Source organism: Nesterenkonia sp. K-15-9-6 (genome assembly GCF_052656005.1).
Map to the genome: position 1 here is coordinate 83,683 of NZ_JBQYEY010000004.1, position 23,614 is coordinate 107,296.

Annotated in this window: 21 protein-coding genes; 13 read left to right on the forward strand and 8 right to left on the reverse strand. The window is 69.7% G+C overall.

Going from position 1 to position 23,614, the window contains the following annotated elements:
- Window positions 1-45: 45 nt before the first annotated feature.
- Complete coding sequence (locus SD455_RS03745) at window positions 46-4,863, forward strand: NAD-glutamate dehydrogenase (RefSeq protein ID WP_445507286.1); 4,818 nt, start codon at window positions 46-48, stop codon at window positions 4,861-4,863.
- A 3-nt stretch (window positions 4,864-4,866) separates the two neighbouring features.
- Window positions 4,867-6,399, forward strand: coding sequence for a sensor histidine kinase (locus SD455_RS03750; protein ID WP_070159250.1), 1,533 nt, complete (start codon window positions 4,867-4,869; stop codon window positions 6,397-6,399).
- Window positions 6,400-6,538: 139 nt separating this feature from the next.
- Here the strand turns inward: SD455_RS03750 and SD455_RS03755 are convergent, their stop codons facing one another.
- Window positions 6,539-6,787 (reverse strand): WhiB family transcriptional regulator, encoded by a 249-nt coding sequence (locus tag SD455_RS03755; RefSeq protein WP_070159252.1) that lies wholly within the window; start codon window positions 6,785-6,787, stop codon window positions 6,539-6,541.
- Window positions 6,788-7,353: 566 nt separating this feature from the next.
- Here SD455_RS03755 and SD455_RS03760 point away from each other — a divergent pair.
- Complete coding sequence (locus tag SD455_RS03760; RefSeq protein WP_085437163.1) at window positions 7,354-7,809, forward strand: hypothetical protein; 456 nt, start codon at window positions 7,354-7,356, stop codon at window positions 7,807-7,809.
- Window positions 7,810-7,861: 52 nt separating this feature from the next.
- Here SD455_RS03760 and SD455_RS03765 read toward each other — a convergent pair whose 3' ends face one another.
- Window positions 7,862-8,269, reverse strand: coding sequence for a DUF1844 domain-containing protein (locus tag SD455_RS03765; protein ID WP_083277377.1), 408 nt, complete (start codon window positions 8,267-8,269; stop codon window positions 7,862-7,864).
- Between the two features lie 188 nt (window positions 8,270-8,457).
- On the opposite strand from SD455_RS03765, the gene infC reads away from it, so the two are divergent.
- The 5 genes from infC to SD455_RS03790 all read left to right on the forward strand — a co-directional run bounded on the left by infC (window position 8,458) and on the right by SD455_RS03790 (window position 11,596).
- On the forward strand, window positions 8,458-9,102 hold the full coding sequence (infC, locus tag SD455_RS03770; RefSeq protein ID WP_237089946.1) for a translation initiation factor IF-3: 645 nt from the start codon (window positions 8,458-8,460) through the stop codon (window positions 9,100-9,102).
- 353 nt (window positions 9,103-9,455) lie between these two features.
- Window positions 9,456-9,650 carry a 50S ribosomal protein L35 gene (rpmI, locus tag SD455_RS03775; RefSeq protein ID WP_070159257.1) on the forward strand — a complete coding sequence of 65 codons (195 nt, stop codon included), beginning with the start codon at window positions 9,456-9,458 and terminating at the stop codon, window positions 9,648-9,650.
- 116 nt (window positions 9,651-9,766) lie between these two features.
- On the forward strand, window positions 9,767-10,150 hold the full coding sequence (gene rplT / locus SD455_RS03780; RefSeq protein ID WP_070159259.1) for a 50S ribosomal protein L20: 384 nt from the start codon (window positions 9,767-9,769) through the stop codon (window positions 10,148-10,150).
- Window positions 10,151-10,292: 142 nt separating this feature from the next.
- The gene (locus SD455_RS03785) at window positions 10,293-11,279 is read left to right on the forward strand and encodes a TrmH family RNA methyltransferase (RefSeq protein ID WP_445507287.1); all 987 of its coding nucleotides are present in this window, start codon (window positions 10,293-10,295) and stop codon (window positions 11,277-11,279) included.
- The gene (locus SD455_RS03790) at window positions 11,276-11,596 is read left to right on the forward strand and encodes an RNHCP domain-containing protein (protein ID WP_070159262.1); all 321 of its coding nucleotides are present in this window, start codon (window positions 11,276-11,278) and stop codon (window positions 11,594-11,596) included. Before SD455_RS03785 ends, SD455_RS03790 begins: the two co-directional genes overlap by 4 nt.
- 131 nt (window positions 11,597-11,727) lie before the next feature.
- Here SD455_RS03790 and thpD read toward each other — a convergent pair whose 3' ends face one another.
- Window positions 11,728-12,627, reverse strand: a complete 900-nt coding sequence (gene thpD, locus SD455_RS03795; RefSeq protein WP_445507288.1) for an ectoine hydroxylase — start codon at window positions 12,625-12,627, stop codon at window positions 11,728-11,730.
- Between the two features lie 157 nt (window positions 12,628-12,784).
- Between thpD and SD455_RS03800 the strand changes: the two genes are divergently transcribed.
- Window positions 12,785-13,972, forward strand: coding sequence for an amidohydrolase (locus SD455_RS03800; RefSeq protein ID WP_445507289.1), 1,188 nt, complete (start codon window positions 12,785-12,787; stop codon window positions 13,970-13,972).
- 70 nt (window positions 13,973-14,042) lie between these two features.
- Here the strand turns inward: SD455_RS03800 and SD455_RS03805 are convergent, their stop codons facing one another.
- Window positions 14,043-15,611, reverse strand: coding sequence for a PTS ascorbate transporter subunit IIC (locus tag SD455_RS03805; RefSeq protein ID WP_445507290.1), 1,569 nt, complete (start codon window positions 15,609-15,611; stop codon window positions 14,043-14,045).
- A gap of 12 nt (window positions 15,612-15,623) precedes the next feature.
- Window positions 15,624-16,415: a PTS sugar transporter subunit IIA gene (locus tag SD455_RS03810; protein WP_445507291.1), complete on the reverse strand. Its 792-nt coding sequence runs from the start codon at window positions 16,413-16,415 to the stop codon at window positions 15,624-15,626.
- A 57-nt stretch (window positions 16,416-16,472) separates the two neighbouring features.
- On the opposite strand from SD455_RS03810, the gene SD455_RS03815 reads away from it, so the two are divergent.
- A complete protein-coding gene (locus SD455_RS03815; protein ID WP_083277390.1) occupies window positions 16,473-16,790 on the forward strand; it encodes an acylphosphatase in 318 nt (105 codons plus the stop codon).
- Window positions 16,791-16,858: 68 nt separating this feature from the next.
- Here SD455_RS03815 and SD455_RS03820 read toward each other — a convergent pair whose 3' ends face one another.
- The gene (locus tag SD455_RS03820; RefSeq protein WP_445507292.1) at window positions 16,859-18,994 is read right to left on the reverse strand and encodes an alpha/beta fold hydrolase; all 2,136 of its coding nucleotides are present in this window, start codon (window positions 18,992-18,994) and stop codon (window positions 16,859-16,861) included.
- Window positions 18,995-19,172: 178 nt separating this feature from the next.
- Between SD455_RS03820 and SD455_RS03825 the strand changes: the two genes are divergently transcribed.
- Together SD455_RS03825 and SD455_RS03830 are read left to right on the forward strand one after the other, a co-directional pair.
- Window positions 19,173-19,973, forward strand: coding sequence for a hypothetical protein (locus SD455_RS03825; RefSeq protein WP_311023595.1), 801 nt, complete (start codon window positions 19,173-19,175; stop codon window positions 19,971-19,973).
- A gap of 225 nt (window positions 19,974-20,198) precedes the next feature.
- Window positions 20,199-20,738, forward strand: coding sequence for a DNA-3-methyladenine glycosylase I (locus SD455_RS03830; RefSeq protein ID WP_201791070.1), 540 nt, complete (start codon window positions 20,199-20,201; stop codon window positions 20,736-20,738).
- 58 nt (window positions 20,739-20,796) lie between these two features.
- On the opposite strand, the gene SD455_RS03835 is transcribed toward SD455_RS03830, so the two are convergent.
- Window positions 20,797-21,717, reverse strand: coding sequence for a cation diffusion facilitator family transporter (locus SD455_RS03835; RefSeq protein ID WP_070159272.1), 921 nt, complete (start codon window positions 21,715-21,717; stop codon window positions 20,797-20,799).
- A gap of 148 nt (window positions 21,718-21,865) precedes the next feature.
- The gene (locus SD455_RS03840; protein WP_139827596.1) at window positions 21,866-22,405 is read right to left on the reverse strand and encodes a hypothetical protein; all 540 of its coding nucleotides are present in this window, start codon (window positions 22,403-22,405) and stop codon (window positions 21,866-21,868) included.
- Window positions 22,406-22,575: 170 nt separating this feature from the next.
- On the opposite strand from SD455_RS03840, the gene SD455_RS03845 reads away from it, so the two are divergent.
- A complete protein-coding gene (locus SD455_RS03845) occupies window positions 22,576-23,424 on the forward strand; it encodes a superoxide dismutase family protein (RefSeq protein ID WP_445507293.1) in 849 nt (282 codons plus the stop codon).
- The last annotated feature ends 190 nt before the right edge of the window (window positions 23,425-23,614 follow it).

Below are 23,614 nucleotides of genomic sequence, written 5' to 3' on the forward strand. Positions count from 1 at the left end.
CGGCCCATGACCGGGGCATCGATGACCCAGAAAGAGTGAGTGCACATGACCGGTGAGAAGTCCCTCTGGACTCGTGGTGACGATGATCTGGAGACTCTGGAGAGCGCGTACTTCGCCCACGTCGCTCCGGAGGATCTGTGGTCCGTCAGCTCGGAGCATCAGAGAGAGTGGGTGGCTCGTCATCTGGAGCTCGCCCGCCGCCGCAGGGACTCCTCGCCGCAGGCGGACGTCGTCACCGTGGAGGGCCGCAGCGTCGTGCTGGTCGTCACCGACGACATGCCTCACCTCGTGGACTCGGTGACTGCCGAGATCTCCCGGAACGGGCACGCCATGTCCCTGGTGGTCCACCCCATCTTCCTGGTCAGCCGCACCCCGGAAGGCTCCGACGTCCTGGGTGTGCGCTCCGTCCCGGCTCCGCAGCGCGGCATGTCCTCGGGCGACACCCAGACCCTGCCGGACCTCTCCGTGCTGACCGACGAGGGGCAGCGCACCGACGTCGAGTCCTGGATCGCCGTGGAGCTGGACCGGGTGATCACCGCCGAGCGGGTGGAGGCGCTGGTGGGGGGCCTCTACAGCGTCGTCGACGACGTGAAGTCGAGCCACCGGGACCAGAACCGCATGATCGGCAAGGCCCGCGGGGCAGCGGGGCTGCTGCGCGAGGCCGAAGGCCTTCACGAGTCCCAGGAGTCGGCCGACCTGCTCGACTGGATGGCCGATGGGAACTTCCTGTTCCTCGGCTACCGGGAGTACGAGCTCGATGAGCACGATGACGACTCGGTGCACCTGCAGCCGCTGGAGGAGACCGGGCTGGGCATCCTCTCCCAGGTGCGCGGCAAGGGCACCCTGCACCGGACCACGGAGCTCTCCGAGGCCGGCCGGGCCAGGGCCCGGGAGCGCCGGGCGCTGGTGATCACCAAGGCGAACTCCCGTTCCACGGTGCGTCGCCGCACCTACATGGACTACGTCGCGGTGAAGACCTTCGGCCCGGACGGGTCGGTGCGCGGAGAGCGCCGCTTCGTGGGTCTGTTCAGCCAGCGGGCCTACACGCAGTCGATCCAGAACATCCCGCTGCTGCGCTCGCGGGCCCAGCAGCTCCTGGCACGCTCCGGGTTCAGTCCGGACTCCCATTCCGGCTCGGACCTGATGCAGATCCTGGAGATCTATCCGCGCAACGAGCTGCTGCAGATGGACATCGAGGAGATCGAGGAGACTGCCTGGCAGATCCTGCAGCTGCAGGAGCGCCGGCGGGTGAAGCTCTTCCTCCGCAAGGACCACTACGGGCGGTTCATGACGGCGATCCTGTATCTGCCCAGGGACCGGTACAACACGGCGGTGCGTCAACGGGTGGAGCAGGAGCTGCGGCGCCACATCGACGCGGAGTCCATCGACTTCAACGTCCTGCTGACCGAATCCGTCCTGGCTCGGGTGTTCTTCCGCATGCGCCTCTCGGGCGATGCCGCCGAGCTGGGGATCACCGTCGACGAGCTGCAGAACAGGCTGGCCCGGGCCATCCGCTCCTGGGCCGAGGGCATCACCCAGGAGGCCGAGGAACGGTACTCCGGCCGTCGGGCGGAGGACCTGACCCGCCGGTGGGGCGACGCCTTCCCGGAGGACTACCGGGTGCTCTACGAGGTCTCCGACGCCCTGGCGGACATCACTCAGTTCGAGACGCTGGAGCGGCACCCCGAGGACGGCCCACGCATGCAGTTCTACCCGCCTCGCGGGGACGACTCGGCGCATATGAGGCTGAAGCTCTACCTCTCCGAGCCCAAGACGCTGACGGACACGCTGCCGATCCTCGACGATTTCGGCCTCTCCATCCTGGACGAGCGCTCCTACACGCTGACCTGCGACGACGGCACGACCTTCCACCTGTACGACCTGGGCCTCTGCTACCCGGCGGGAGTGGATCCGCACACGACGATCGAGCTGCTCAAGGAGGCCTACAGCCACGTGCTGGTGGGCACCGCCGAGTCGGACATCTTCTCCCGCCTGGTCCTGCAGCTCGGGCTGTCTATCCAGAAGGTGACGGTTCTGCGCGCCTACGCGAAGTACATGCGTCAGTTGGGGTCCGCGCACTCCTATGCCTTCCTGGCGGAGGCGCTGCTGCAGAATCCGGAGGTCTCGGCCGCGCTGGTGGCCTACTTCGAGGCCCGCTTCGACCCGCAGCTGGACGAAGACCGCGCCGAGCGGATGGAGGAGACCCGTCAGCGGATCCTGGACGCGCTGGAGAATGTGCGCACCCTCGACGCCGACCGGGTGCTCTCCACGTTCCTGAACCTCATCGACTCCACGCAGCGGACCAATGCCTACCAGGGCCGGGACTGGCTGTCCCTGAAGCTGACGCCGGGCACCATCGACTCGGCTCCGCAGCCCCGTCCGGCCCATGAGATCTGGGTGTACTCGCCGCAGGTGGAAGGGGTTCACCTGCGCTTCGACAAGGTCGCCCGTGGCGGTCTGCGCTGGTCGGACCGTCAGGAGGACTTCCGCACGGAGGTCCTCGGTCTGGTGAAGGCACAGATGGTGAAGAACGCGGTGATCGTGCCCTCGGGCGCTAAGGGCGGCTTCTACGCCAAGCAGCTGCCCGACCCGGCGGAGGACCGCGGGGCATGGTTCGAAGCCGGTCGCGAGGCCTACAAGGTCTTCATCCGAGGGTTGCTGGACATCACCGACAACCAGCTGGAGCGCGACGGGCAGATGGAGATCGTGGCACCGGAGAACGTGGTCCGGCACGACGGCGACGATGCCTACCTGGTGGTGGCCGCGGACAAGGGCACGGCCACGTTCTCCGATACGGCCAACGCGGTCTCCGCCGAGTACGGGCACTGGCTGGGCGATGCCTTCGCCTCGGGCGGCTCAGTGGGCTATGACCACAAGGCGATGGGCATCACCGCCCGCGGCGCCTGGGAGTCGGTGAAGTCGCACTTCTCGGAGCTGGGCCACGACACCCAGAGCGAGGATTTCACCGTCATCGGCATCGGTGACATGTCTGGGGACGTGTTCGGCAACGGAATGCTGCTCTCGGAGCACATCCGGCTGGTGGCGGCGTTCAACCACCTGCACATCTTCATCGACCCGGACCCCGACTCCGGCGCATCCTTCCGGGAGCGCCAGCGGCTGTTCACGGCCGGACGGTCCGGCTGGGACGCCTACGACGAGTCGCTGATCTCTGCCGGCGGCGGCGTCTTCTCCCGCACGGCGAAGACGATCACCATCACGGAGCCGATGCGACGGCGGTTCGACCTTCCGGCCGGCGTCGAGGTCATGACGCCGCCGGAGCTGCTCCATGCGCTGCTGCAGGCCCCGGTGGACCTGCTGTACAACGGCGGGATCGGCACGTATGTGAAGGCCTCGCACGAGACCCACGAGGAGGTCGGCGACCGCGCGAACAACGGCATCCGCGTCGACGGTCGGCAGGTGCGGGCCCGCGTGGTGGGCGAGGGCGGCAACCTGGGTCTCACCCAGGCCGGCCGCATCGAGGCGGCCCAGCAGGGGGTGCGGCTCAACACCGACGCCATCGACAACTCCGCCGGCGTGGACTGCTCGGACCACGAGGTCAACATCAAGATCCTGGTGGACCAGCTGATCTCCTCGGGCCACCTGGCGGCCGAGGAGCGGGACGAGCTGCTGCGGGAGATGACCGACGACGTCGCCGAGCTGGTCCTGCAGACCAACCGGGACCAGAACATCCTGCTCATGACCGACCGGCATCGGATGGGCGACTGGTCGCCGAGCTTCCAGCGGCTCATGGGCTGGTTGGAGGACTCTGCCGGACTGGACCGAGAGCTGGAGGTGCTGCCCTCCGACGCTCAGCTCGAGGAGCGGCGGGATGCGTCCCAGCCGCTGACCTCCCCGGAGCTGGCGGTGCTGGTGGCCTATGCGAAGATCCAGCTCAAGGGTGCGCTGGTGGCTTCGGACCTTCCCGACGACGACTGGTTCACCTCCCTGCTGGAGGACTACTTCCCCGAGGAGATCACCTCCCGCTTCGCCTCGGAGCTGCCACGGCATCCGCTGCATCGGGAGATCATCGCCACTGTGCTGGCGAACGACGTGATCAACATGGGTGGGGCGACCTTCGTCTTCCGCGCGATGGAGGAGACCTTCGCCTCGGAGGCTCAGGTGGTGCGGGCCTTCGCCACGGTGCGGGAACTGTTCCGCCTCGATGAGTTCGACGCCGCGATGCGCAGCCTGCCGGTGAGCTTCCCCCGCGAGCGGTGGGCGCTGACCTACCTTGACATGCGGCGCCTGCTGGACCGCGCGGTCCGGTGGTGCGTCAACCACGCCCCCCGGGGCACCACGGTGCAGCAGGATGTCGAGCTGTTCGCCGAGCACCTGCGACCGCTGTACGGCAACCTCTCGGAGCACCTGCGGGGCGGGGACCGGGAACGCGTTCTGCAGCAGAAGGAGGAGGTGCTGGCCACCGGCATGCCGGAGGACCTGGCACGCTGGGTCTCCGAGCTGTTCGAGACATTCTCGCTGCTCGACGTCGCCGACGTGGCCCGGGAGCTCGGCGTCGACTCCGCCGAGGTGGCGGGTGTGTACTACACGGTCTACGACGAGTTCAGCGCCGATTCGCTCCTGGAGCGCATCACGGGGCTGCCGCGGAAGGACAAGTGGCAGGCGCTGGCCCGCGGCGCGCAGCGTGACGAGCTCTACCACGCGATCCGGGATGTCACGACCTCGGTGCTGAAGAGCACCGAACCGGGCACGCCGGATGAGCGCATGGCGGCCTGGCGCCGGGAGAACGAGGCGAAGATCAGTCGGGCAGAGCGGCTGGTGGCGGAGGTGGACCAGCTCAAGACGGACAACATCGCGTCGTTGACGGTGCTGCTGCGGCACCTGCGCGGTCTCATCGGAGCCTGAGCCGTGGCCGTCTTCGAGGATCCGCTCATCGACCACCCGCACCTGCATGACGGGGATGCCGACTGGCTGCATGCGCTGGTCGCGGACTGGCAGATGCTCTCTGACCTGGCGTTCTCCGACCTGGTCCTGTGGTTTCCTCACACCGTGGAGGGATTCGTCTCCGCGGAGGACAGGTCCTTCATCGCGCTGGCCCAGGCGCGCCCCTCCACGACACAGACGGTGGTGCACCGTGACGTCGTCGGGGACAGGATCCGTGCGGACCTCAAACCCATGGTGGAACGGGCCTGGCGCTATCAGGTGGAGACGAACTCCTCGGATGAGGGCCGGCCCGCCCCGGCCCGGATGCGGGTCACCGCGATCCCGCTGATCCGCGGGGGTCGCACCCTGGCGGTGATGACCCTGCACTTCTCGGTCACCGCCCTGCGCACCCCGTCCCGGCTGGAGCTGACCTACCGGCGCTGCGCCGCCGATCTGCTGGTCATGGTGGGCCAGGGGCGGTGGCCGGAGACCCACGTGGAGTTCAGCGCCTACGGCGGAGCCCCGAGGGTGGGGGACGGGCTGCTGCGTCTGGACGTCGAGGGCAAGATCGCCTTCGCCAGCCCCAACGCCGTCTCCGCGCTGTCCCGGCTGGGAGTGGCGGACTCGCTGGAGGGCCGCTCCCTGGCCGGGATCGGGGCGGAGCTCGAACGCTCCACCGGTGGTGTGGTGGATGAGACCCGGCCGCTGCTGCTGACGGGTCGCCGGGCGATGCGTGCTGAGCTCGAGGCCCACGGGGCCGCGGTGACGCTGCGGTCCATCCCGCTGTACAAGGACGGCGAGCGGTTCGCCGCCCTGGTGCTGTGCCGAGACGTCACCGAGCTGCGGCGCCGTGATCGCCAGCTGATGAGCAAGGACGCGACCATCAAGGAGATCCACCACCGGGTGAAGAACAATCTCCAGACGGTCTCGGCGCTGCTGCGGATGCAGTCGCGGCGCATGGACTCGGAGGAGGGCCGGGCCGGGCTGCGTCGGGCGATGCGTCGCGTGGAGACCATCGCGATGGTCCACGACTCCCTGTCGAAGGGGCTGGAGGAGAGCGTCGACGTCGATGAGCTGATGCGCCGGCAGCTGAGGCTCGCCGCGGAGATGGCCCAGTCCGAGCGCAGGGTGGAGACGCACCTGGAGGGGAGCTTCGGCCAGCTGCCGCCGGACATGGTGACTCCGCTGGCGCTGGTCATCACCGAAGTGGTGGCCAATGCCGTGGAGCATGGTTTCGGCCCGGATCCGACCCGGCGCAGCCTGACCGTACGCATGGTGGTGAGTCGCTCAGCGGACGCGGCCGGCCGGGAGCGGCTGGAGCTGGAGATCGTCGACGACGGCGTCGGGCTGCCGGAGACGGACTGGGAGCCGGGCCTGGGCCTGCAGATCGTCAGGACGCTGGTGCGGGGAGAGCTCTCCGGGGTGATCGACTGGGACCACGGTGAGGGACCCGACGGCGAACCGGTCGGCACACGTGCGGTGCTGAAGGCGCCGATCCTGGGCCCGCAGCACCACTGATCCGTCCTGGGCGCTGCGGTGTGCAGCGACAGACGTACGACAGGCGAACGACAGACGAAGGGGCGGGACTGCTCCGAGAGGAGAGTCCCGCCCCGTCGTCCGTGGTGGGCTGCTGCGGCGTCCTGTCCGGACGCGGGCCTCAGGAGGCCCGGCGCGCGCGTGCGGCGCGACGCTTCAGCGCTCGGCGCTCGTCCTCGCTCATGCCGCCCCAGACGCCAGCGTCCTGGCCGGTCTCCAGCGCCCACTGCAGGCAGGTGTCCATCACGGGGCACCGGCGGCACACGCTCTTGGCCTCCTCGATCTGGAGCAGGGCGGGGCCGGTGTTGCCCACGGGGAAGAAGAGCTCGGGGTCCTTGTCCAGGCACGCTGCTCGGCTGCGCCAATCCATGGGAATCACTACTCCTTGCGTCCGGTGGTGGGACGCTGTTGCTCGGGTGGGGTGCTGCGGCAGTTCCTCGACCCGGGGCCCAGGGGTAGGCCTCGGGGAGTCCGTGCCGCCTCCGGAAGGACAGAAGCTTCAGTTGTCGGTGCGGGACCTGACCGTAGGGCGCAGTCGCGCAGGCAGAGTCAGAGGACTGCCAGCCCGGAGAAGTACGTGTTCAAGGCTGACACGTTAACAGGATGCAAACAAGACTTCGCAGGGCAGAAATACGCCCGAAACGCTGTGGCATTGCTCACAGCAGAAAGTGTGATCCGGCGGGCGCAGAGAGGTCGCCTCGGCGGCCTCCCGGGCTGACCTGGGGCGACTTGCGTGTGCCCCGCGTGCGGTCCTCAAGGGGCGTCACAGTCTGGTGGACGGCCCTGGGCCCCCGAGCATCGGCAGGGTTGCCGGAGAGGTCGGACGTCGGGTGCGGCCATGTCGGCGGTCCGGCAGCGCGGGCGGACTGGACGGAATGCCGCCGGAGGGACTCCCCGGCCGGGCGCTCATAGGGCCCGGGTGGTTCAATGGTGGGCATGCCCGAGAAGGACTCTCCCCAGCCGGACTTCAACGCCCCGCAGGGGCCCCGACGCTTCACCCAGGCCAGGCCGCGGCCGTGGCCGGTGTGGCTGATCTTCCTGATCCTGCTGATGCAGGGGCTCGCCGTGGGCTTCAGCTCCGTGGCGCAGTTCGTCGCCTCGGAGCCTGAGCAGCTCGACACTGTCGGCTACATCGCGATGCTGGTGCTCTATCTGCTGCTGGCGGCAGTGCTGATCCTGCTGGGCTTCCGGCTGTTCATGGGGGCGCCCGGTGCCCGCACTCCGGCGATGGTCCTGCAGCTGATGATCGTGGTGCTCTCGTTCAGCTTCTTCGCCTCGGGGGTGTGGCAGGTCGGTGCGCTGTTCCTCGTCCCGGCCGCCGTGGCCCTGGTGCTGGCCTTCGTGGGGCCGACTCAGGCATGGCTCGCCGCCGGAGACGGCGCTCCCTCCTGAGTCGGCCCTCGGGCCGGGTGGGCGCTGCGCTGGGACGGTCAGCGGCGTCGGGTCAGTTGACCGGACCGGTCCACTTCTCGCCGGGGCCCTTGCCTGGTGCGTCCGGCACGAGCGACTCCTCGCGGAAGGCCAGCTGCAGCGAGCGGAGGCCGTCGCGCAGCGGCGCGGCGTGGGTGGAGCCGACCTCCGGGGCGGCCGCCGTGACCAGGCCGGCCAGGGCGGTGATGAGCTTGCGTGCCTCGTCCAGGTCCTTCAGCGCCTCGGCCTCCGGGTCGTCGGCGAGGCCGGTCTTGACGGCGGCCGCACTCATCAGGTGCACGGCCACGGTGTTGATCAGCTCCACGGCCGGGACTTCGGCGATGTCTCGGGCCTGCTGGTCCACGGCCTGCTTGATCCCCTCGACGTCGGGCCCCTCGGAGGAGGGGGTGGCGTCGGGACGGTTGTTCTGGTCACTCTGCATGCTGGTAAGCTTGTCACATGTCTCGGTAGGCGCGCGATGCGCGCCCTGAGCGCCGAAGCGGGCGTCATCTCGCACCCCGCCATCGGGGTTCCACACCGACGACGCCCACTCGCCATCGTCATCAAACAGGAGTTGGACAGATCAGCGAACCACGCATCAACGAACGGATCCGAGTTCCGGAGGTCCGCCTGGTCGGCCCGCAGGGGGAGCAGGTCGGCATCGTCAGGATCGAGGACGCCCAGCGGCTGGCCTCCGAGGCCGGTCTGGACCTGGTCGAGGTCGCGCCCCGCGCGAAGCCTCCCGTCTGCAAGCTGATGGACTTCGGCAAGTGGAAGTACGAGGCCGCTGTCAAGGCTCGTGAATCCCGGAAGAACCAGACCACGACCACGCTCAAAGAGGTCCGGTTCCGTCTCAAGATCGACGACCACGACTATGAGACCAAGGTCAGCCGCGCCCGAGGATTCCTCTCCGCCGGTGACAAGGTCAAGGCCATGATCCAGTTCCGCGGTCGTGAGCAGCAGCGCCCGGAGATGGGTGTCCGACTGCTCCAGCGGTTCGCGGAGGACGTGGGGGACCTGGGCTCGGTCGAGTCCTCCCCGCGTCAGGACGGGCGTCACATGGTGATGGTCGTCGGACCGCTGAAGACCAAGGCAGAGGTCAAGAAGCAGGAGGCCGCCGAAGCAGCGGCCGAGGCCGCAGAGGCGGAGCCCAAGGGCACCCCCTCGAAGCGTGCCCGCAAGAACCAGGAGCGGGTCTCCACGGAGAAGAAGGACGTCAAGCCGCTGTCCAACTCCATGGCTGACTACCTCCCGGACGAGCTGAAGAACCTCTAGATCTCTGCGGTCCGCCGCAGAAGATCATCACAGTGGCCCTCCGTCGGATCTGCGACGGAGGGCCTCTGCATGCCCAACATGCCTTCCGGTGCCGCATGGCGTAGAATGGCTCTTCGGGTTCACGGCAGGATGTGCCTGCGCGTCACGCGTCAACATCCTGTCGTTCCTATGACAAGGGGGCCGAGGCCCGCGACACCCTCGTCCACGGCGTCCTTCGCCGGGACGTCGGAGACGCGACGCCGGTCGGCCCCACCTCTGCGCCGCTGCCCGGCCGAGGCCTCGGATACGTTCCGGGGTCGACGGACGGGCCTCGTAGGCGTTGCAGGTCCGCACGATGTAAGGAGAACGGCACCATGCCGAAGATGAAGACCCACTCCGGGGCCAAGAAGCGATTCAAGCTGACCGGCTCCGGCAAGATCAAGCGCCAGCAGGCCAACCGTCGCCACTACCTGGAGCACAAGTCTTCCCGCCTGACGCGTCGTCTGGCCGGTGACCGCATTGTCACCAAGGCCGACGAGAAGCGCATCAAGCGGATGCTGGGCATCTGAGCGTCCTGCGACCTCGATCCCGATGACCGGGCCTCTGGGCGGCGTGGCATGCCGATGAGCATGCCGCCTCCCGGGCCTATGAACACCAGAAGACTCACTGCACTAGGAGATTTCACGTGGCACGAGTGAAGAGGGCGGTCAACGCCCACAAGAAGCGCCGCAAGGTCCTCGACCGGGCCTCCGGCTACCGCGGTCAGCGTTCCCGCCTCTACCGGAAGGCCAAGGAGCAGCTGCTGCACAGCTACACCTACAACTACCAGCACCGCAAGAAGCGCAAGGGCGACTTCCGCCGCCTGTGGATCCAGCGCATCAACGCTGCGTCCCGCGCCCACGGTCTGACCTACAACCGCTTCATCCAGGGCCTGAAGGCCGCTGAGGTGGAGGTCGACCGTCGCATGCTGGCTGAGCTCGCCGTCTCCGACGCCAAGGCTTTCGAGACCCTGGTGGACGTGGCGCGCAAGGCTCTGCCGCAGGACGTCAACGCCAAGAAGGCCGCCTGAGCCTGATCGGCTGAGACCAGCTGTGGACGGCGCCCGCCCCTGGACACCAGGGGCGGGCGCCGTCGTCATGTCCGCGCAGGGAGCTCTGACGGATCGGCGACGTCGGGGCCGCTGCGGCCACCGGTGAGGAAGAATGAGGACCATGACTGATCCTGCAGTGCTGAACAACCCCCATGCGGACCGCGTGAAGAAGGTGGCCTCGCTGGCGACCCGGGCGGGCCGGCGTCGTCAGCGGCTCTTCCTCGCCGAAGGTCCTCAGCCTGTGCGGGAGGCGCTGACCCTGTGGCTGCGCCGCTGGGAGGGCGTCCCCGACGGCGCGGCGCGTCACCCGGCTTCCGCCGTCAAGGGCCTGCCGGAGCTGGACGCGCTCTTCTTCGACGCCGAGGCGCTGAGCGCCCATCCGGATCTCCAGGCGTTGCTGGACCAGGCCCGGGGTGTTCTCTTCGACCCGCAGGCCGCCCTTCCGCGGCCGGCGCGGTTCTTCCTGCGCGAGGCCACTGCGGAGGTCCTGGCAGCCATGGGAGACGCCGAGACCTCTCAGGGAGTGCTGGCCGTGTGCCGCATCCCGCAGACGGGGGCGAGCGACGGCGGGGCCGATCCGCTGGAGTCCCTGCTCGGCGGGCCCGCGAGCTCAGGAGCGCCGGCTGGGCTGGTCGCAGGCCTGCTCGGAGTCCAGGACCCGGGCAATGCCGGCACCATCATCCGCACCGCCGACGCCGCCGGTGCGGCGGCCGTCGTGCTCACGCCGGGCAGCGTGGATCCCTGGGCGCCGAAGGTGGTCCGCTCCGCTGCGGGCTCGCATTTCCACCTCCCGCTGCTCACCGGGACGGACCCGCAGCGGCTGGTGGCCATCGCCAGGAGCGCGGGGCTGCAGGTGCTGGCCGCCGACGGCGGAGGAGAGGTCCCGCTGCCGGAGATGGAGGATCTCGGATCCCCGACGCTGTGGCTGCTGGGCAATGAGGCCCACGGGCTCAGCTCCGAGCAGCGTGGGCTCGCCGATCGTCGGGTCTCCATCCCGCTCTACGGGCAGGCAGAGTCGCTGAACGTCGCCACCGCGGCCACCGTGTGCCTCTACGCCTCAGCCATGGCGCGCGCTGAGGCCGGAGGTGCCGTGGGGGAGACTCCATGAGCTACGCGCCCGGCGGTCGAGAGGTGGAGAACACCGGATTCGTCTGCGGGCACTGCGGCCGGGAGGTCAGCCGACATTCCGGGGGCAGCTACCGCAACCACTGCCCGTTCTGCCTGCATTCACGGCATGTGGACGTCGTGCCGGGGGACCGGTCTGCCGACTGCGGGGCCGTGATGGCGCCGGTCGGCGTCGACCACTCCGGGAAGAAGGGCTTCATCCTCATCCACCGGTGCACCGCCTGTGGGGTCACGGACCGGAATCGGCTGGCCCCGGATGATGACATGGACGCGGTCATCGCCCTGCAGCGACCCCGCTGAGTGGCGCCTGCGAGTCCATGGGCCTGGCGTCGTGGCGACGTCAGCACAGTGATGGCCCCACCGCGGGCGCGATGGGGCCATCGCCCGTCCCGAGGGCCGGTCAGCGGGTCCCGGGGAGGGGTTCTGAGTGCTCAGCCGATCGGGGTGACGTCGCGGCTTCCGAGGAACTCGGGTCGTGGCGCCGGGGCGGCGAACGGCTCTGCCGGAGCGTTCTCCACCGAGTTGTAGACGATGAACACGTTGGACCGCGGGTACGGGGTGACGTTGCCGTTGGAGGCGTGCATGCAGTTCGAGTCGAACATGATGGCTCCGCCGGCCGGACCCTCCAGCACATCGATGCCGAAACGGTCGGCGAACTCCGTCAGCGTCTCCGGGTCCGGCACACCGGCGCCCTGCATGACCAGAGACTGCTTGAAGTTGTCCTCCGGCGTGGTGCCCACCGCGCTGATGTAGTGCTTGTGGGATCCGGGCATGATCATCAGCGGGCCGTTGAAGGAGTAGTTGTCGGTCAGGGAGATCGAGATGCTCACCGCCCGCGGGGTCGGCATCCCGTCTTCGGCATGCCAGGTCTCGAAGTCCGAGTGCCAGGTGAAGTCCTTGCCCACGAATCCGGGCTTGTAGTTGATCCGGCTCTGGTGGATGTACACCTGGGAGCCCAGGATCTGCTCGGCCCTCCGCACGATCCGCGGATCGTGGGCGATCCTCCGGAACACCTCGTTGCTGCGGTGGATGTCGAAGATCGACCGGACCTCCTGGGACGTGGCCTCGACGACGGTGCGTTCGTCGGACTTGACCTCCGGGTCGTCGGCCAGGCGGGCGAGCTCGTCGCGGAAGAGCGTCAGCTCCTCGTCGCTGATGAGCTTCTCCATGGTCAGGTAGCCCTTCTCGTCGAAGCCGCGCAGTGTGGCGGCGTCCATCGGGCCCTGGTCGGCGGTGCCCTGCACCACCGGGTCCTGGCGGGGGATCACCCGGGGCGCGTCGCCCTGGCGGGTGGGGTACTGGTCCGTCACGTCGTGGACGGTGGTCGTCATGCGAAGACCTCCTTCATCGTGGGACGTTCCGTAGGGGCCGCCTCCTGTCAGAGGGGCGGCCGGTGCGGCGCCTGCCGATGGGGCAGCTCCGGCGCCGCCACCTACGGACCCTAACAGCTCAGTTCTTCGCTGCAACCGTCGATGCTAGAGTTCCCTTATGGTTGCAGAGAGAAACTATGTCATCGACAATGCGCACCTCGTGCCGGTCACCTCCGCGCCGGTCGAGGGTCGGATCGTGGTCACCGAGGGTCGGATCGCCGCGCTCGGTGCTGAGGCTGAGATCCCCGCAGGTCACGAGGTCATCGACGCCGCCGGCCGCTGGGTGCTGCCCGGTCTCGTGGACGCTCACGTCCACCTCGGTGTGCATGAGGAGGGCGAAGGGTGGGCCGGCGCCGACGTCAACGAGACCACCGACCCGGTCACCGCCGCGGCCCGCGCCCTGGACGCCATCAACCCCACCGAGGTCGGCTTCGACGACGCCCTGGCCGGTGGGATCACCAGCGTCAACGTCAATCCCGGATCGGCCAACCCCATCGGAGGCCTCGCCGTGGCCATCAAGACCCACGGCTGGATCGTCGATGAGATGGTGCTGCGGTCGCCGTCCGGGCTCAAGGCCGCCCTCGGGGAGAACCCCAAGCGGGTGTACGGCGAGCAGAAGAAGACGCCCAACACCCGCCTGGGCGTCGCGATGACCATGCGCAAGGCGTTCACCGAGGCCCGGCGGTGGGCGGAGAAGCCCCAGGGCGAGCGCGACGCCGACCTCATCTCAGAGGCTCTGGTGAAGGTCCTGGACCGCGAGATCCCGTGGCGGCAGCACTGCCACCGCGCCGATGACATCGCCACGGCCATCCGGCTGGCCGACGAGTTCGGCTATGAGCTCGTGCTGGACCACGGGACCGAGTCCTACAAGATCGCCGATGTCATCGCCGCCCGCGGCATCCCGGTGCTCTACGGGCCGATGATCGTCTCCCGGAGCAAGGTCGAGGTGCGGGACCGCACGGCGGCGGCCCCGCGCATCCTCTCGGAGGCCGGTGTCAAGGTCTCCCTGATCACCGACCACCCGGTGGTGCCCATCGACTTTCTGATGCACCAGGCGGCGCTGGCTGTCCGCGAAGGGATGGACCCCGCCGAGGCGCTGAAGGCGGTCACCATCAACCCGGCGGAGGTGATCGGCGCCGCCGAGCGCATCGGCTCCCTCGAGGTCGGCAAGGACGCCGATGTGGTCCTCTGGTCCGGCGACCCGCTGGACACCCGGAACCGGGTGCTGCGCACCTGGATCGACGGCCGGGAGGTCTACAGCTACGACGAGCAGACCCGGACGGGCACGGTGCTGGAACGCTGGTGAGCGGCGGGCGGGCCGTCGGGCAGATCGGACGTCACGGGGCACCGGCCGACGTCACCCGCCGCCGTCGTGCTCACGGGCGCGGCGGCGGCGCCGGGGCCCCACGCGGCGGAGCGATCTTCGGCGGTGGCGCGGCAGATGCCCCTGAGTCGGTCGTCGCTGTGTCGGCGTCGGCCGAGGAGTCTGTCTCGCCGTCGAGGGCTGTACCCGGTCGGCTGCGATGCGGGGAGGGGTCCCAGCCGACGTCGACGACCTTCTTCTGGACGAGGATCGCCGAGCCCAGCACCAGCAGGCCCAGGGCGGAGACCACGACCAGCCCGCCCACCGAGCCGATCGAGGCGCCGAAGCCGATGAGGATCCCGAACCAGCCGAAGTCGGTGTCGCCGAAGGTGGTGTTCGCCTCGCCGAAGTCACCGAGCACCAGCAGCAGCCCGGCCGGCAGGAACGTGATCAGCAGCCCGTTGACGAAGCCTCCGGCGGCCGCACCCCGACGTCCGCCGGTCGCATTGCCGTAGACCCCGGCGGCGCCGCCGGTGAAGAAGTGCGGCACCAGCCCGGGGAGGATCAGGGCCAGGCCGAAGGCAGGGTTCAGCCACAGCGAGAGCACAGCCAGCCCGAGCAGCCCACCCGTGAAGCTGGAGAGGAAGCCCACCAGCACCGCGTTCTGCGCGTAGGGGAAGACGATGGGAGCGTCCAGCGCCGGGATCGCGCCCGGCACCAGCTTGGCCGCGATGCCCTGGAACGCCGGCACGATCTCGCCCAGGATGGTGCGCACCCCGAAGAGGATCACCGCCACCGCGATCCCGAACTGCAGCCCCTGCGTGACCGCCTGCATCAGGAAGTTGCCCAGGTTCTCCGCCCCGCCGTCGAAGGCCTCGTACGCGGACTCGCCCTCGCGGGCCACGGAGATCGCGGCGACGACCACATACATCAGCACCATGGACAGTGCCGTGGCCACCATCGAGTCGCGGAGGAAGCGCAGCGACTCCGGCAGCTTCAGCTCCTCGGTGGAGCGGCTGGACCGCCCGCCCACCAGCCGGCCGACCGCTCCGGCGGCTACATAGCCGGCGGTGCCGAAGTGCCCGATGGCGATGGAGTCGTCCCCCGTGATGCGGCGAGTCCAGGGGTGTGCCAAGGCGGGCAGGGAGACCATCAGGATGCCCAGGAGCGCACCGCCGACGATGACGGTGACGGCGCCGGAGTACCCGCCGGTGGCCAGCACGATGGTCAGCAGGGTGGCCATGAACAGGATGTGATGACCGGTCAGGAACACATAGCGCAGCGGGGTGAACCGAGCCAGCACCAGGGAGACGGCGAAGCCGAGGATCATCAACCAGGCCACCTGCGCACCATGGAGCTCCTGAGCGATGCCGACGATCGCCTCATTGGTGGGGACGACGCCGTGAGCACCTGTGGCATCTTGGATCATGACCCCCAGCGGGTCCAGGGAGGCGACCACCAGTGTGGCGCCCGCGCCGATGAGCAGGAAGCCGAGAGTGGCCTTCAGCGCCCCGCCGATGACCTGCCCGGCGGAGCGGCGCAGCGCCACCAGCCCCACGCCGGTGATGATGCCGATGAGGAACGCGGGCACGCTGAGGATCTCGTTGACGAGGAACTGGGCGGCGGTGATCAGAAGATCCATGCGGGGTCCTTATCAGATGTCGTAGAGGTCGCGCAGGGCGGCGTCGAGCTCGCCGGTGCTGGTGAAGTTCTCCACGACACGGACGGGCACGCCGACGTCGCCGAGCGTCTTCGCGATCTCCCCGGAGGTGAGGATCGCCGCCGCCTCGGACGCCCGTCCCCGGGCGGAGATCGTGTCGGTGGCCTCGACGGTCACATGCCGGGACCAGCCCCAGGTGTCCAGCACCTGCTCGAGGGTGTTCTTGAGGAACAGGGAGGTGCCCAGTCCGTTGCCGCACACGGTGAGGATGAGATGCCGGTCCTCGGCCTCTGCGGCCGTGTCCGGGGTGTTGCGGTGGTGCCGTTCTCCAGAGGCCTTTCCGCCGTCGAGCACGTGGAGGACCTCCTGCGCGGATCCTGCCAGGTCGAGCGCCTCCCGCGTCGGAGGCTCGGCCAGTCTGCGGGCCAGCTGCGCCATGGCCCGAGTATGGGCCGAGGAGTCCACGGCGGCCAGGGCCACGACCAGCGAGACCGGGTCGTGGGAGTCATGTCCGAAGGGCACCGGCGTGGCCAGCCGCAGCCAGGCCAGCCCGGTGCGGGCCACGCCGTCGGTGGGGCGGGCGTGGGGGAGGGCGAAGCCGGGGGCCACCACGATGTAGGGGCCCTTCTCCTCGACCGTGGTGATCATGGCCCGGGTGTAGTCGGTGTCGGCGACTCCCTGGGCCTCCAGCAGAGTTCCGGCGGTGCGGACGGCCTCCCGCCAGTCGGCGACCTCGGCGTCGAGGCGGATGCCCTCAGGGCTCAGCAGCTCAGACAGCGATGACATGTGCGGCACATTACCACCGGGGTGGTGGTCCGCGGGACGGCCTGGTTCACTGGTGACATGGCAGACCACCAGACTCCTCGGAGCCGATGCACCACCGGTCGGATGCTGCGCGTGACCGGCCGGGTCCAGGGAGTGTTCTTTCGGGCCTCCGCCCAGGCGGAGGCCGAGGACCTCAGCCTCACCGGCTGGGTGCGCAACACGGAGGACGGCGCGGTCGAGATCGTCGTCGGAGGCCAGGGCCCTGCCGTGGACGCCCTGATCCGCTGGTGCCACCACGGGCCGAAGAACGCTCGCGTGGACCAGGTGGAGGAACGGGCGGCCACCGCTGACGAGCTGGCAGCCCTCCCGGACTCCGGGTTCGAGATCCGCCGCTGAGGGGACGGGGCTCCGCGCCGGCCCGTCAGCCTGCCCCGGGCCGTCAGGCTGATCGGGGCAGTCTCAGGTCAGCTGGAGGCCGCGTGCGGCAGGGCGTCGTCCTCGGGTGCTGACTCCCTGCTCCGCGCCTCGGCGCCCGACGGCGGCGGAGTCAGCCCGAGCTGGACGGGCAGCGCCCGTTCGTCGCCCAGGACGTGGTCGGCCAGGAAGCTGAGCACCACCTCGTACCAGATCTTCGCGTGGTGCGGAGTGAGGATCCAGTGGTTCTCCTGCGGGTAGTAGAGGAACCGGTGGACGGTGCTGCCGTCGGCGTCGGCCGGGAGCCCGGAGCGCTCCAGCAGCTCGTACCACAGCCGCAGGCCCTCCCCGATGGGCACGCGGTAGTCCTTGTCCCCGTGGATCACGAGCATCGGGGTGACGATCTCCTCCACGAAGCGGTGCGGCGAGTGTTTCTCCTCCATGGCGGCGTCGATCTGCCGGCGCCAGAAGAAGGACGCATCCGTGGTGGGTCCAAACTGGTCGAGTGCCCACAGGGAGGCGTGGGTGACGATCGCGGAGAACCGATCGGTGTGCCCGGCCACCCAGTTGGCCATGTATCCGCCGAAGGATCCGCCCATGGCGGCGGTGCGGGTCTCGTCGACGTCCTCTCGGGCCTCGGCGGCGTCGGTGATGCTCATCAGGTCCGTGAAGGGCTTGTCTCCCCAGGAGTTCCAGCCTCGCTGGACGAACTCCTGGCCGTAGCCCGTGGACAGGGCCGGGTCAGGGAGCAGGACGCCGTAGCCCTGGGCGACCATGAGCCAGGGGTTCCACCGCCAGGACCAGGCGTTCCAGGAGCTCAAGGGGCCTCCGTGGATCCACAGCAGCAGCGGGGCGGGAGCCTCGGCGTCGGCGCCCTCCGGGAGGGCCAGCCAGGCGCGCAGTCGCACGCCGTCGGCAGCGGTGGTCTCCACCTCGGTGAGTCGACCGGGAAGCTCCGGACGCGGCACCGGGTTCTTCAGCCGGGTCACGGCGCCGTCGGTGAGAGCCACCCGGACCGCTTCGGGCGGGAAGGCGTAGCTGGCGCGCACGCCATAGACGGCGGATCCGTCAGGGGCGACGACGGCGGTCGAGTAGGTGGCATCGTCGTGGGTCAGCTGGGTGACGCGACCGTCGGCGACGTCCACGCGGAACAGCGGGCCGCGCCCGTCCGCGTCTGCTCCGGCGATGAATCCGGATCCGTCCGGCAGCCAGTCGAAGGGAGCCAGCCAGAGGTCGGCGTGCCCGGTGGGGCTGAGCTCGCCGGTCTCCAGGTCCATCAGGTGCAGGCGGGGCACGGGTGCCCGAGAGGGCACCGGGCGCCGGGTCATGGTCACCACGGCGGTGCGTCCGTCAGGGCTGATGGGTCCTGGGGTGTGATCATGCTCCACGTCGTCGGCGATGATGCGGCGCTCTCCGCTGGCCAGGTCCACCAGGGCCAGGGCGGTGCGACGGTCCGCGCGAGCCTCCGGGACGTGCACAGAGATCAGCGCCCAGGTGCCGTCGGGACTGAGCGTGACCTCCTCACCGTAGAGGGAGCCGAGGCCCTCGGTGACGTGGCGCAGCCGGCGGGGGAGCTCGTCTCCGGTGCGAGGGCGCGAGGCCGTCGGCGTCTGCTCCTCGTCCACGGTGAAGAGTGCGGGCCGTGCCGGGCCCAGGTCGTGGTCCCAGTGGCGGACCGGATAGGAGGTGTGGAGGATCGCGTTGACCGAGGCGTCCTCGCGGGCTGCGTGCAGGGCGGCGTGCTGGTCCTCATCTGCTGCGCCGGTCAGCAGCGGTGCGGTGACGACGACGACGTCGGCGCCGGGAGCGCAGTGCACGCGGCTCACGCCGCCGGGACGCCGGTTGACCAGGGCGGCCTCGCCGCCAGAGGCCGGGAGGCGCCACAGCGCCGTGTCCGAGGAGTCGCCCTCCTCGCTGGGGCGGGCGGAGGTGAACCAGAGGTCTCCGGAGGCCGAGAACGCTGGGCCTGCCTCGCCCCGGGCGCTGCGGGTCAGCCGCCGGGCGTCGCGCTCGCTGAGGGGGTCGATCTCCCAGAGCGCATTGACGTAGCCCGTGCCCTTCTCATCGAGCGTGGTCACCGTGGTGACCAGGCGGCGGCCGTCGGGGCTCATGGTCAGACCCTGAAGCCGGGGGAGGGCTACGTAGCGGTCGAGGTCGTGGAAGTCTTCTTCTGCGGCGTCGGTCATGGGAACTTTGTATCACCGGAACGCCGCCAGAATGTTGTGTGACGCAACCGATGGTGGGTGAGTCGGCGGGCCGGCCGCCCCGCGGCGGCCCTCTGCGCCGGAGGTCGGGCGCAGCTGTGACATCAGGACGGGGAGATCCGGCGACGGCACGAACCGGCCACATCAAGGAGGAGTTGCGATGACGCACCATGCCAACGGCTCACCGGCCCATCCGCTGTGCCTGCGCCGATTCACCGAACGGCCCGCGGCGATGGCCGACTTCCTGGAGCTGCTCGGGATGACGCCGCAGAGGCCCTCCCGGGAGGGCGACGCCGGCATCCTCAGGGCCGCTGCCGGCCGCGTGGCCCTCCATCAGCTGGCCCCGGATCGTCCGGCCGTCACCGGGGCCGTGCACGGAGAGACCCATCTGGTCTTCCTGGCCGAAGACGCGCGTCACACCGCGGCCCGACTCCAGGAGGATGGGCTGCGCAGTCTGTGGTGGGAGCACGCGGAGCGACGCCACGCGGGGGTCACCGGGCCGTCCGGGGAGGGCGTCTGGTTCCACGAGGAGCCTGATCTCTGCACCGCGGGACCGCCGGTGGGCGCGGTGGACGGTCTGACCGTGGTGGCGGTGCGCAGCTCTGAGGACCCGGGTGCGGATGTCGCATTCTTCTCGCATCTGGGCTACGAGCCGATTCCGGGCCAGGAGGCCGAGGGGTGGGTGCCGTTGGCCGTGCCGGAGGCTCCGAGCGGGATGATCGGTCTTCACGCTCCCGGCGGAGACAAGCCGGGACCGGCGGTCGAACCGCCTCCGGGCGGACACAATCCGGCCGGACTCAACGCCCCGGTGCTGCTGGGTTTCCAGACCCCTGAGGAGCTCGACGCACTGGCTGCACGTCTCGAGGCCGCCGGCCACCCCGTCCATCGAGCGGAGGGCCCGGTCTCCGCCTTGGTGGTGCAGGACCCTGACGGGCGCCGTCTGGAGATCCACCCGGCCTGAGGCCAGGGAGATGTCCCCGGTCTGGGCTACTGTGCGGACATGGCACACCAGCGACAGGCAGCACAGCGACAGGCAGCACAGCAGCGCGATCTCAGGCGGTCCGCGGAGGATCATCTCGATGCCGACAGAGTCCCGGGAGAGAGCACCGTGGCGGGGGCTGGCTCAGGGGAGGGCGACGAAGGCCTGGTCATCGGTGAGGACGGGCTGGCCCGCACCGCCTGGGCGATGGGCAGCGAGATGATGCGGCAGTACTACGACACCGAATGGGGCATGCCGGTGCGGGACGAGCGGGGGCTCTTCGAACGGCTGAGTCTGGAGGGATTCCAGTCGGGTCTCTCCTGGGCGACCATCCTCGCCAAACGGGAGAACTTCCGCCGAGCCTTCGCGGATTTCGAGCCGGACGTCGTCGCCGCCTTCGACGAGTCCGACGTCGAGCGTCTGGTGCAGGACGCCGGCATCATCCGGCACCGGGGCAAGATCACCGCGACCATCGGCAACGCCCGCGCCACGGTGGCGCTGCGGGCCGAGGGAGGGCTGCCCGAGGTCATCTGGTCCCACCGGCCCGAGGCCACCCCGGTGCCGCGGAGCATGGCGGAGGTCCCGTCGCGCTCGCCGGAGTCGGAGGCGCTGGCGGCGCGGCTGCGCGCGGCCGGGTTCCGGTTCGTGGGACCGACCACCATGTTCGCGCTCATGGAAGCCGTCGGCATCGTGGACACCCACGTGGTCGGGTCTCATCGCCGGGGGTCCTCGGGCGTCTGGTCCTGAGGCCGAGGCGCCGAGGTCGCGCCCGCTGGACCAGGTGCGGCGGGCGATGCGGGCGAGCTCAGCGGTGTCGGTGCCTCTCCCGGGCGGCCACCGCTGCCGTCTCGATCTGGAAGGTGGAATGCTCCAGGCTCACGGGGAAGTGCTCCGCCACGCAGGTGCGCAGGTGTTCGAGGATCTCCGGGGCGTGGCCGTCGCGGAAGCAGCTGTCATCGACCACCACATGGCCGGTGATCACTGGGAGTCCGGAGGCCACGGTGGACGCGTGGAGGTCGTGGACCTCCCGCACATGCGGCTGGGTGAGCATGTGCTCGCGCACCTCCTCCAGGTCGATGCCGCGAGGTGTGAACTCCAGCAGGATGCGCACCGCCTCCCGCAGCAGCAGCGCGGCTCGCGGCAGGATCAGCGCGGCGATGGCCAGGGCGGCCACTGCGTCGGCCTGGTGCCAGCCGGTCAGTGCGATGACGACGGCGGCCACCATCACCCCCAGCGATCCCAGTCCGTCGGCGGCGACCTCCAGGAAGGCCGCGCGCATGTTCAGGCTGCTGCGGCGTCCCGCGCGGAGCACCAGCAGGGAGATGACATTGCCGACGAGTCCGACAGCGCCGAAGATCAGCAGTTCGAGGGGCGGAATGGTCGGGGCCGCGCTGAGACGAGCCACGCCCTCCACGGCGGCATAGACCCCGATGCCCAGCAGCAGCAGCGCTTGGACGACGGCGGCCAGCACCTCGACGCGTCGCAGGCCCCACGTGCGGGTCGAGGTGGGGGCGCGGCCCATCAGCACGGCGGCGAGCAGGGCCACCAGGAGTCCGATCGAATCGGTGAGCGAATGGACCGCGTCCGTCAGCAGCGCCAAGGAGCCGGTGAGCCAGGCGCCGGCGAACTGGGCGATGACCACGACGCCGGTGATGCCGCACACCACCGCCAGGCTCCCACGGTGGGTGGACGCCTCGGCATGGCTGTGTCCATGGTGGGAGCCCATCGGCGCCGTCCTCCTGTGCCTTCTGCTGGCTGTTCGCTGTGTCGAGCGGGATCCCAGCATAAGGAGAGGCGGACCGAGACGCCCAAGCTGCGACTGCCTCTGAGAGGCATTCCCAGCAGCGGAGCCTCCTTGCCGGTGCATGCGGCCGTCAGCGGCCGACGAACCACCGATTCGAGGAGGGCAGCCACAGCAGCGCCACCATCGCGGCGATGATCACCAGGTCCCAGCGCATGCCCATGGCGAGCACCGACGGGTACGCCCAGCTGCGCAGCAGCGCCTCCAGGACGGAGACCGCCAACAGGATCGTGAGCAGGAATCGGACCCATTCCAGGCGCTCCGGGATCTTCAGCACCAGAGCGACCTGGAGGATCCCCAGTACCAGGGACACCATGATGACCACCAGGCCGACGAGCCCCGGCACCAGGCCCGCGACCTGCGAGATCGTGTGGAGACCCGTCAGGTAGATCAGGAACCCCGGGACCAGGAACACCAGGGTCAAAAGAGTCATGGCCAGCATGCCCACATAGGCGATGCGGGGCACCAGCGGCATGTGGTCCACGCGCAGCACGGCGTGCAGGGCACGGCGGGGGACGAGGTCACCGACGCTGTGCGGCCAGGAGGGCGGCAGACGGTAGGACCGGGGCGGCAGGCCGGGCCGGTCGACAGAGAAGGTGTGCTGTGTGCTCATGACAGCACCATCATATCCGTGGATCCCCGTCATGGCGGGGATCCACGGGGTGTCGCAGTGGTCGAGGACCCTGCGTGCGCCGTGCCCGATCCGGGGCTGATGCGCCGTGAGTGTCATCGTGTGGGGGACCTGCTTGCCAGGAGCAGATGTCGACCCCCTATCCTGTCATCATGAGTGACCGGATGATCCCTGACGTGAAGTACCCCCTCGACGGCGGCCTGCGTGCCGCATCGCCTCGTGTGCTGGTGGGGCTGGCCCTGAGCCTGGGGCTGGCACTCACCGCCTGCGGCGGCGAGGAATCGCCCGGCGCGGACCAGGACGCCGCAGGCCAGGACGCCGCGGATCAGGATCCTGCCGACGCGTCGACCGACGATGGAGAGCAGTCCGGCGAGCATGAGACCTCTGCGGAACCCTTCGCCTCCGCCGATCTGGCCGACGCTGTGGGCAATGAGGTCGGCGAGGTGACGTTCAGCGAGGTCGACGCGGGAGTCCTGGTGGAGGTGCAGGTGCAGGACCTGGAGTCCGGATTCCGCGGCTTCCACATCCACGAGCACGGTGCCTGCGAACCGCAGTCCACGAACGACGACGGCGACATCGGCGATTTCCTCTCCGCGGGTGGTCACCTGCCCGGGGAGGGCGAGGAGGACCACGGTCTGGTCGAGGGCGAAGAGGCGCCGGAGACCGACGACGCCGAGGGAGCCGAGGAGGCCGAGGCGCCGGACGGGGATCCGCAGGACGCTGAGGATGTCCAGGCCGGTGCCGATCACCCGGGACATGCCGGGGACCTGCCGAACCTCCTCGTGGCCCAGGACGGCACCGCCCGGATGAGCGTCGTCACGGACCGGCTGGACCCTGAGCTGCTCCTGGAGGGGGACGGCACGGCGGTCATCATCCACGCCGGTGCCGACAACCATGCCAACATTCCGGAGCGCTACGCCCCGCAGGGGCCGGATGAGGAGACCCGCGGCGCCGGAGATGCCGGTGAGCGGAGCGCCTGCGGCGTCGTCGAGGGATCGTGAGCACGGTCCTCCTGTGACCTCTGCCATAGGCCCCCGCCCATGTCAGAGGGGCAGGCGGGACGGCCTGTGGTCGCCCTCACCCGCGTCATGCCGGGCATGGCCGGCCGACCTCGATGGGTCTCGCAGGCCGGGACGGCCCGTGCGGGGAATTGCTCGGGCTCTGCCGCGCTCGATATAGTCGCCTTCGGTG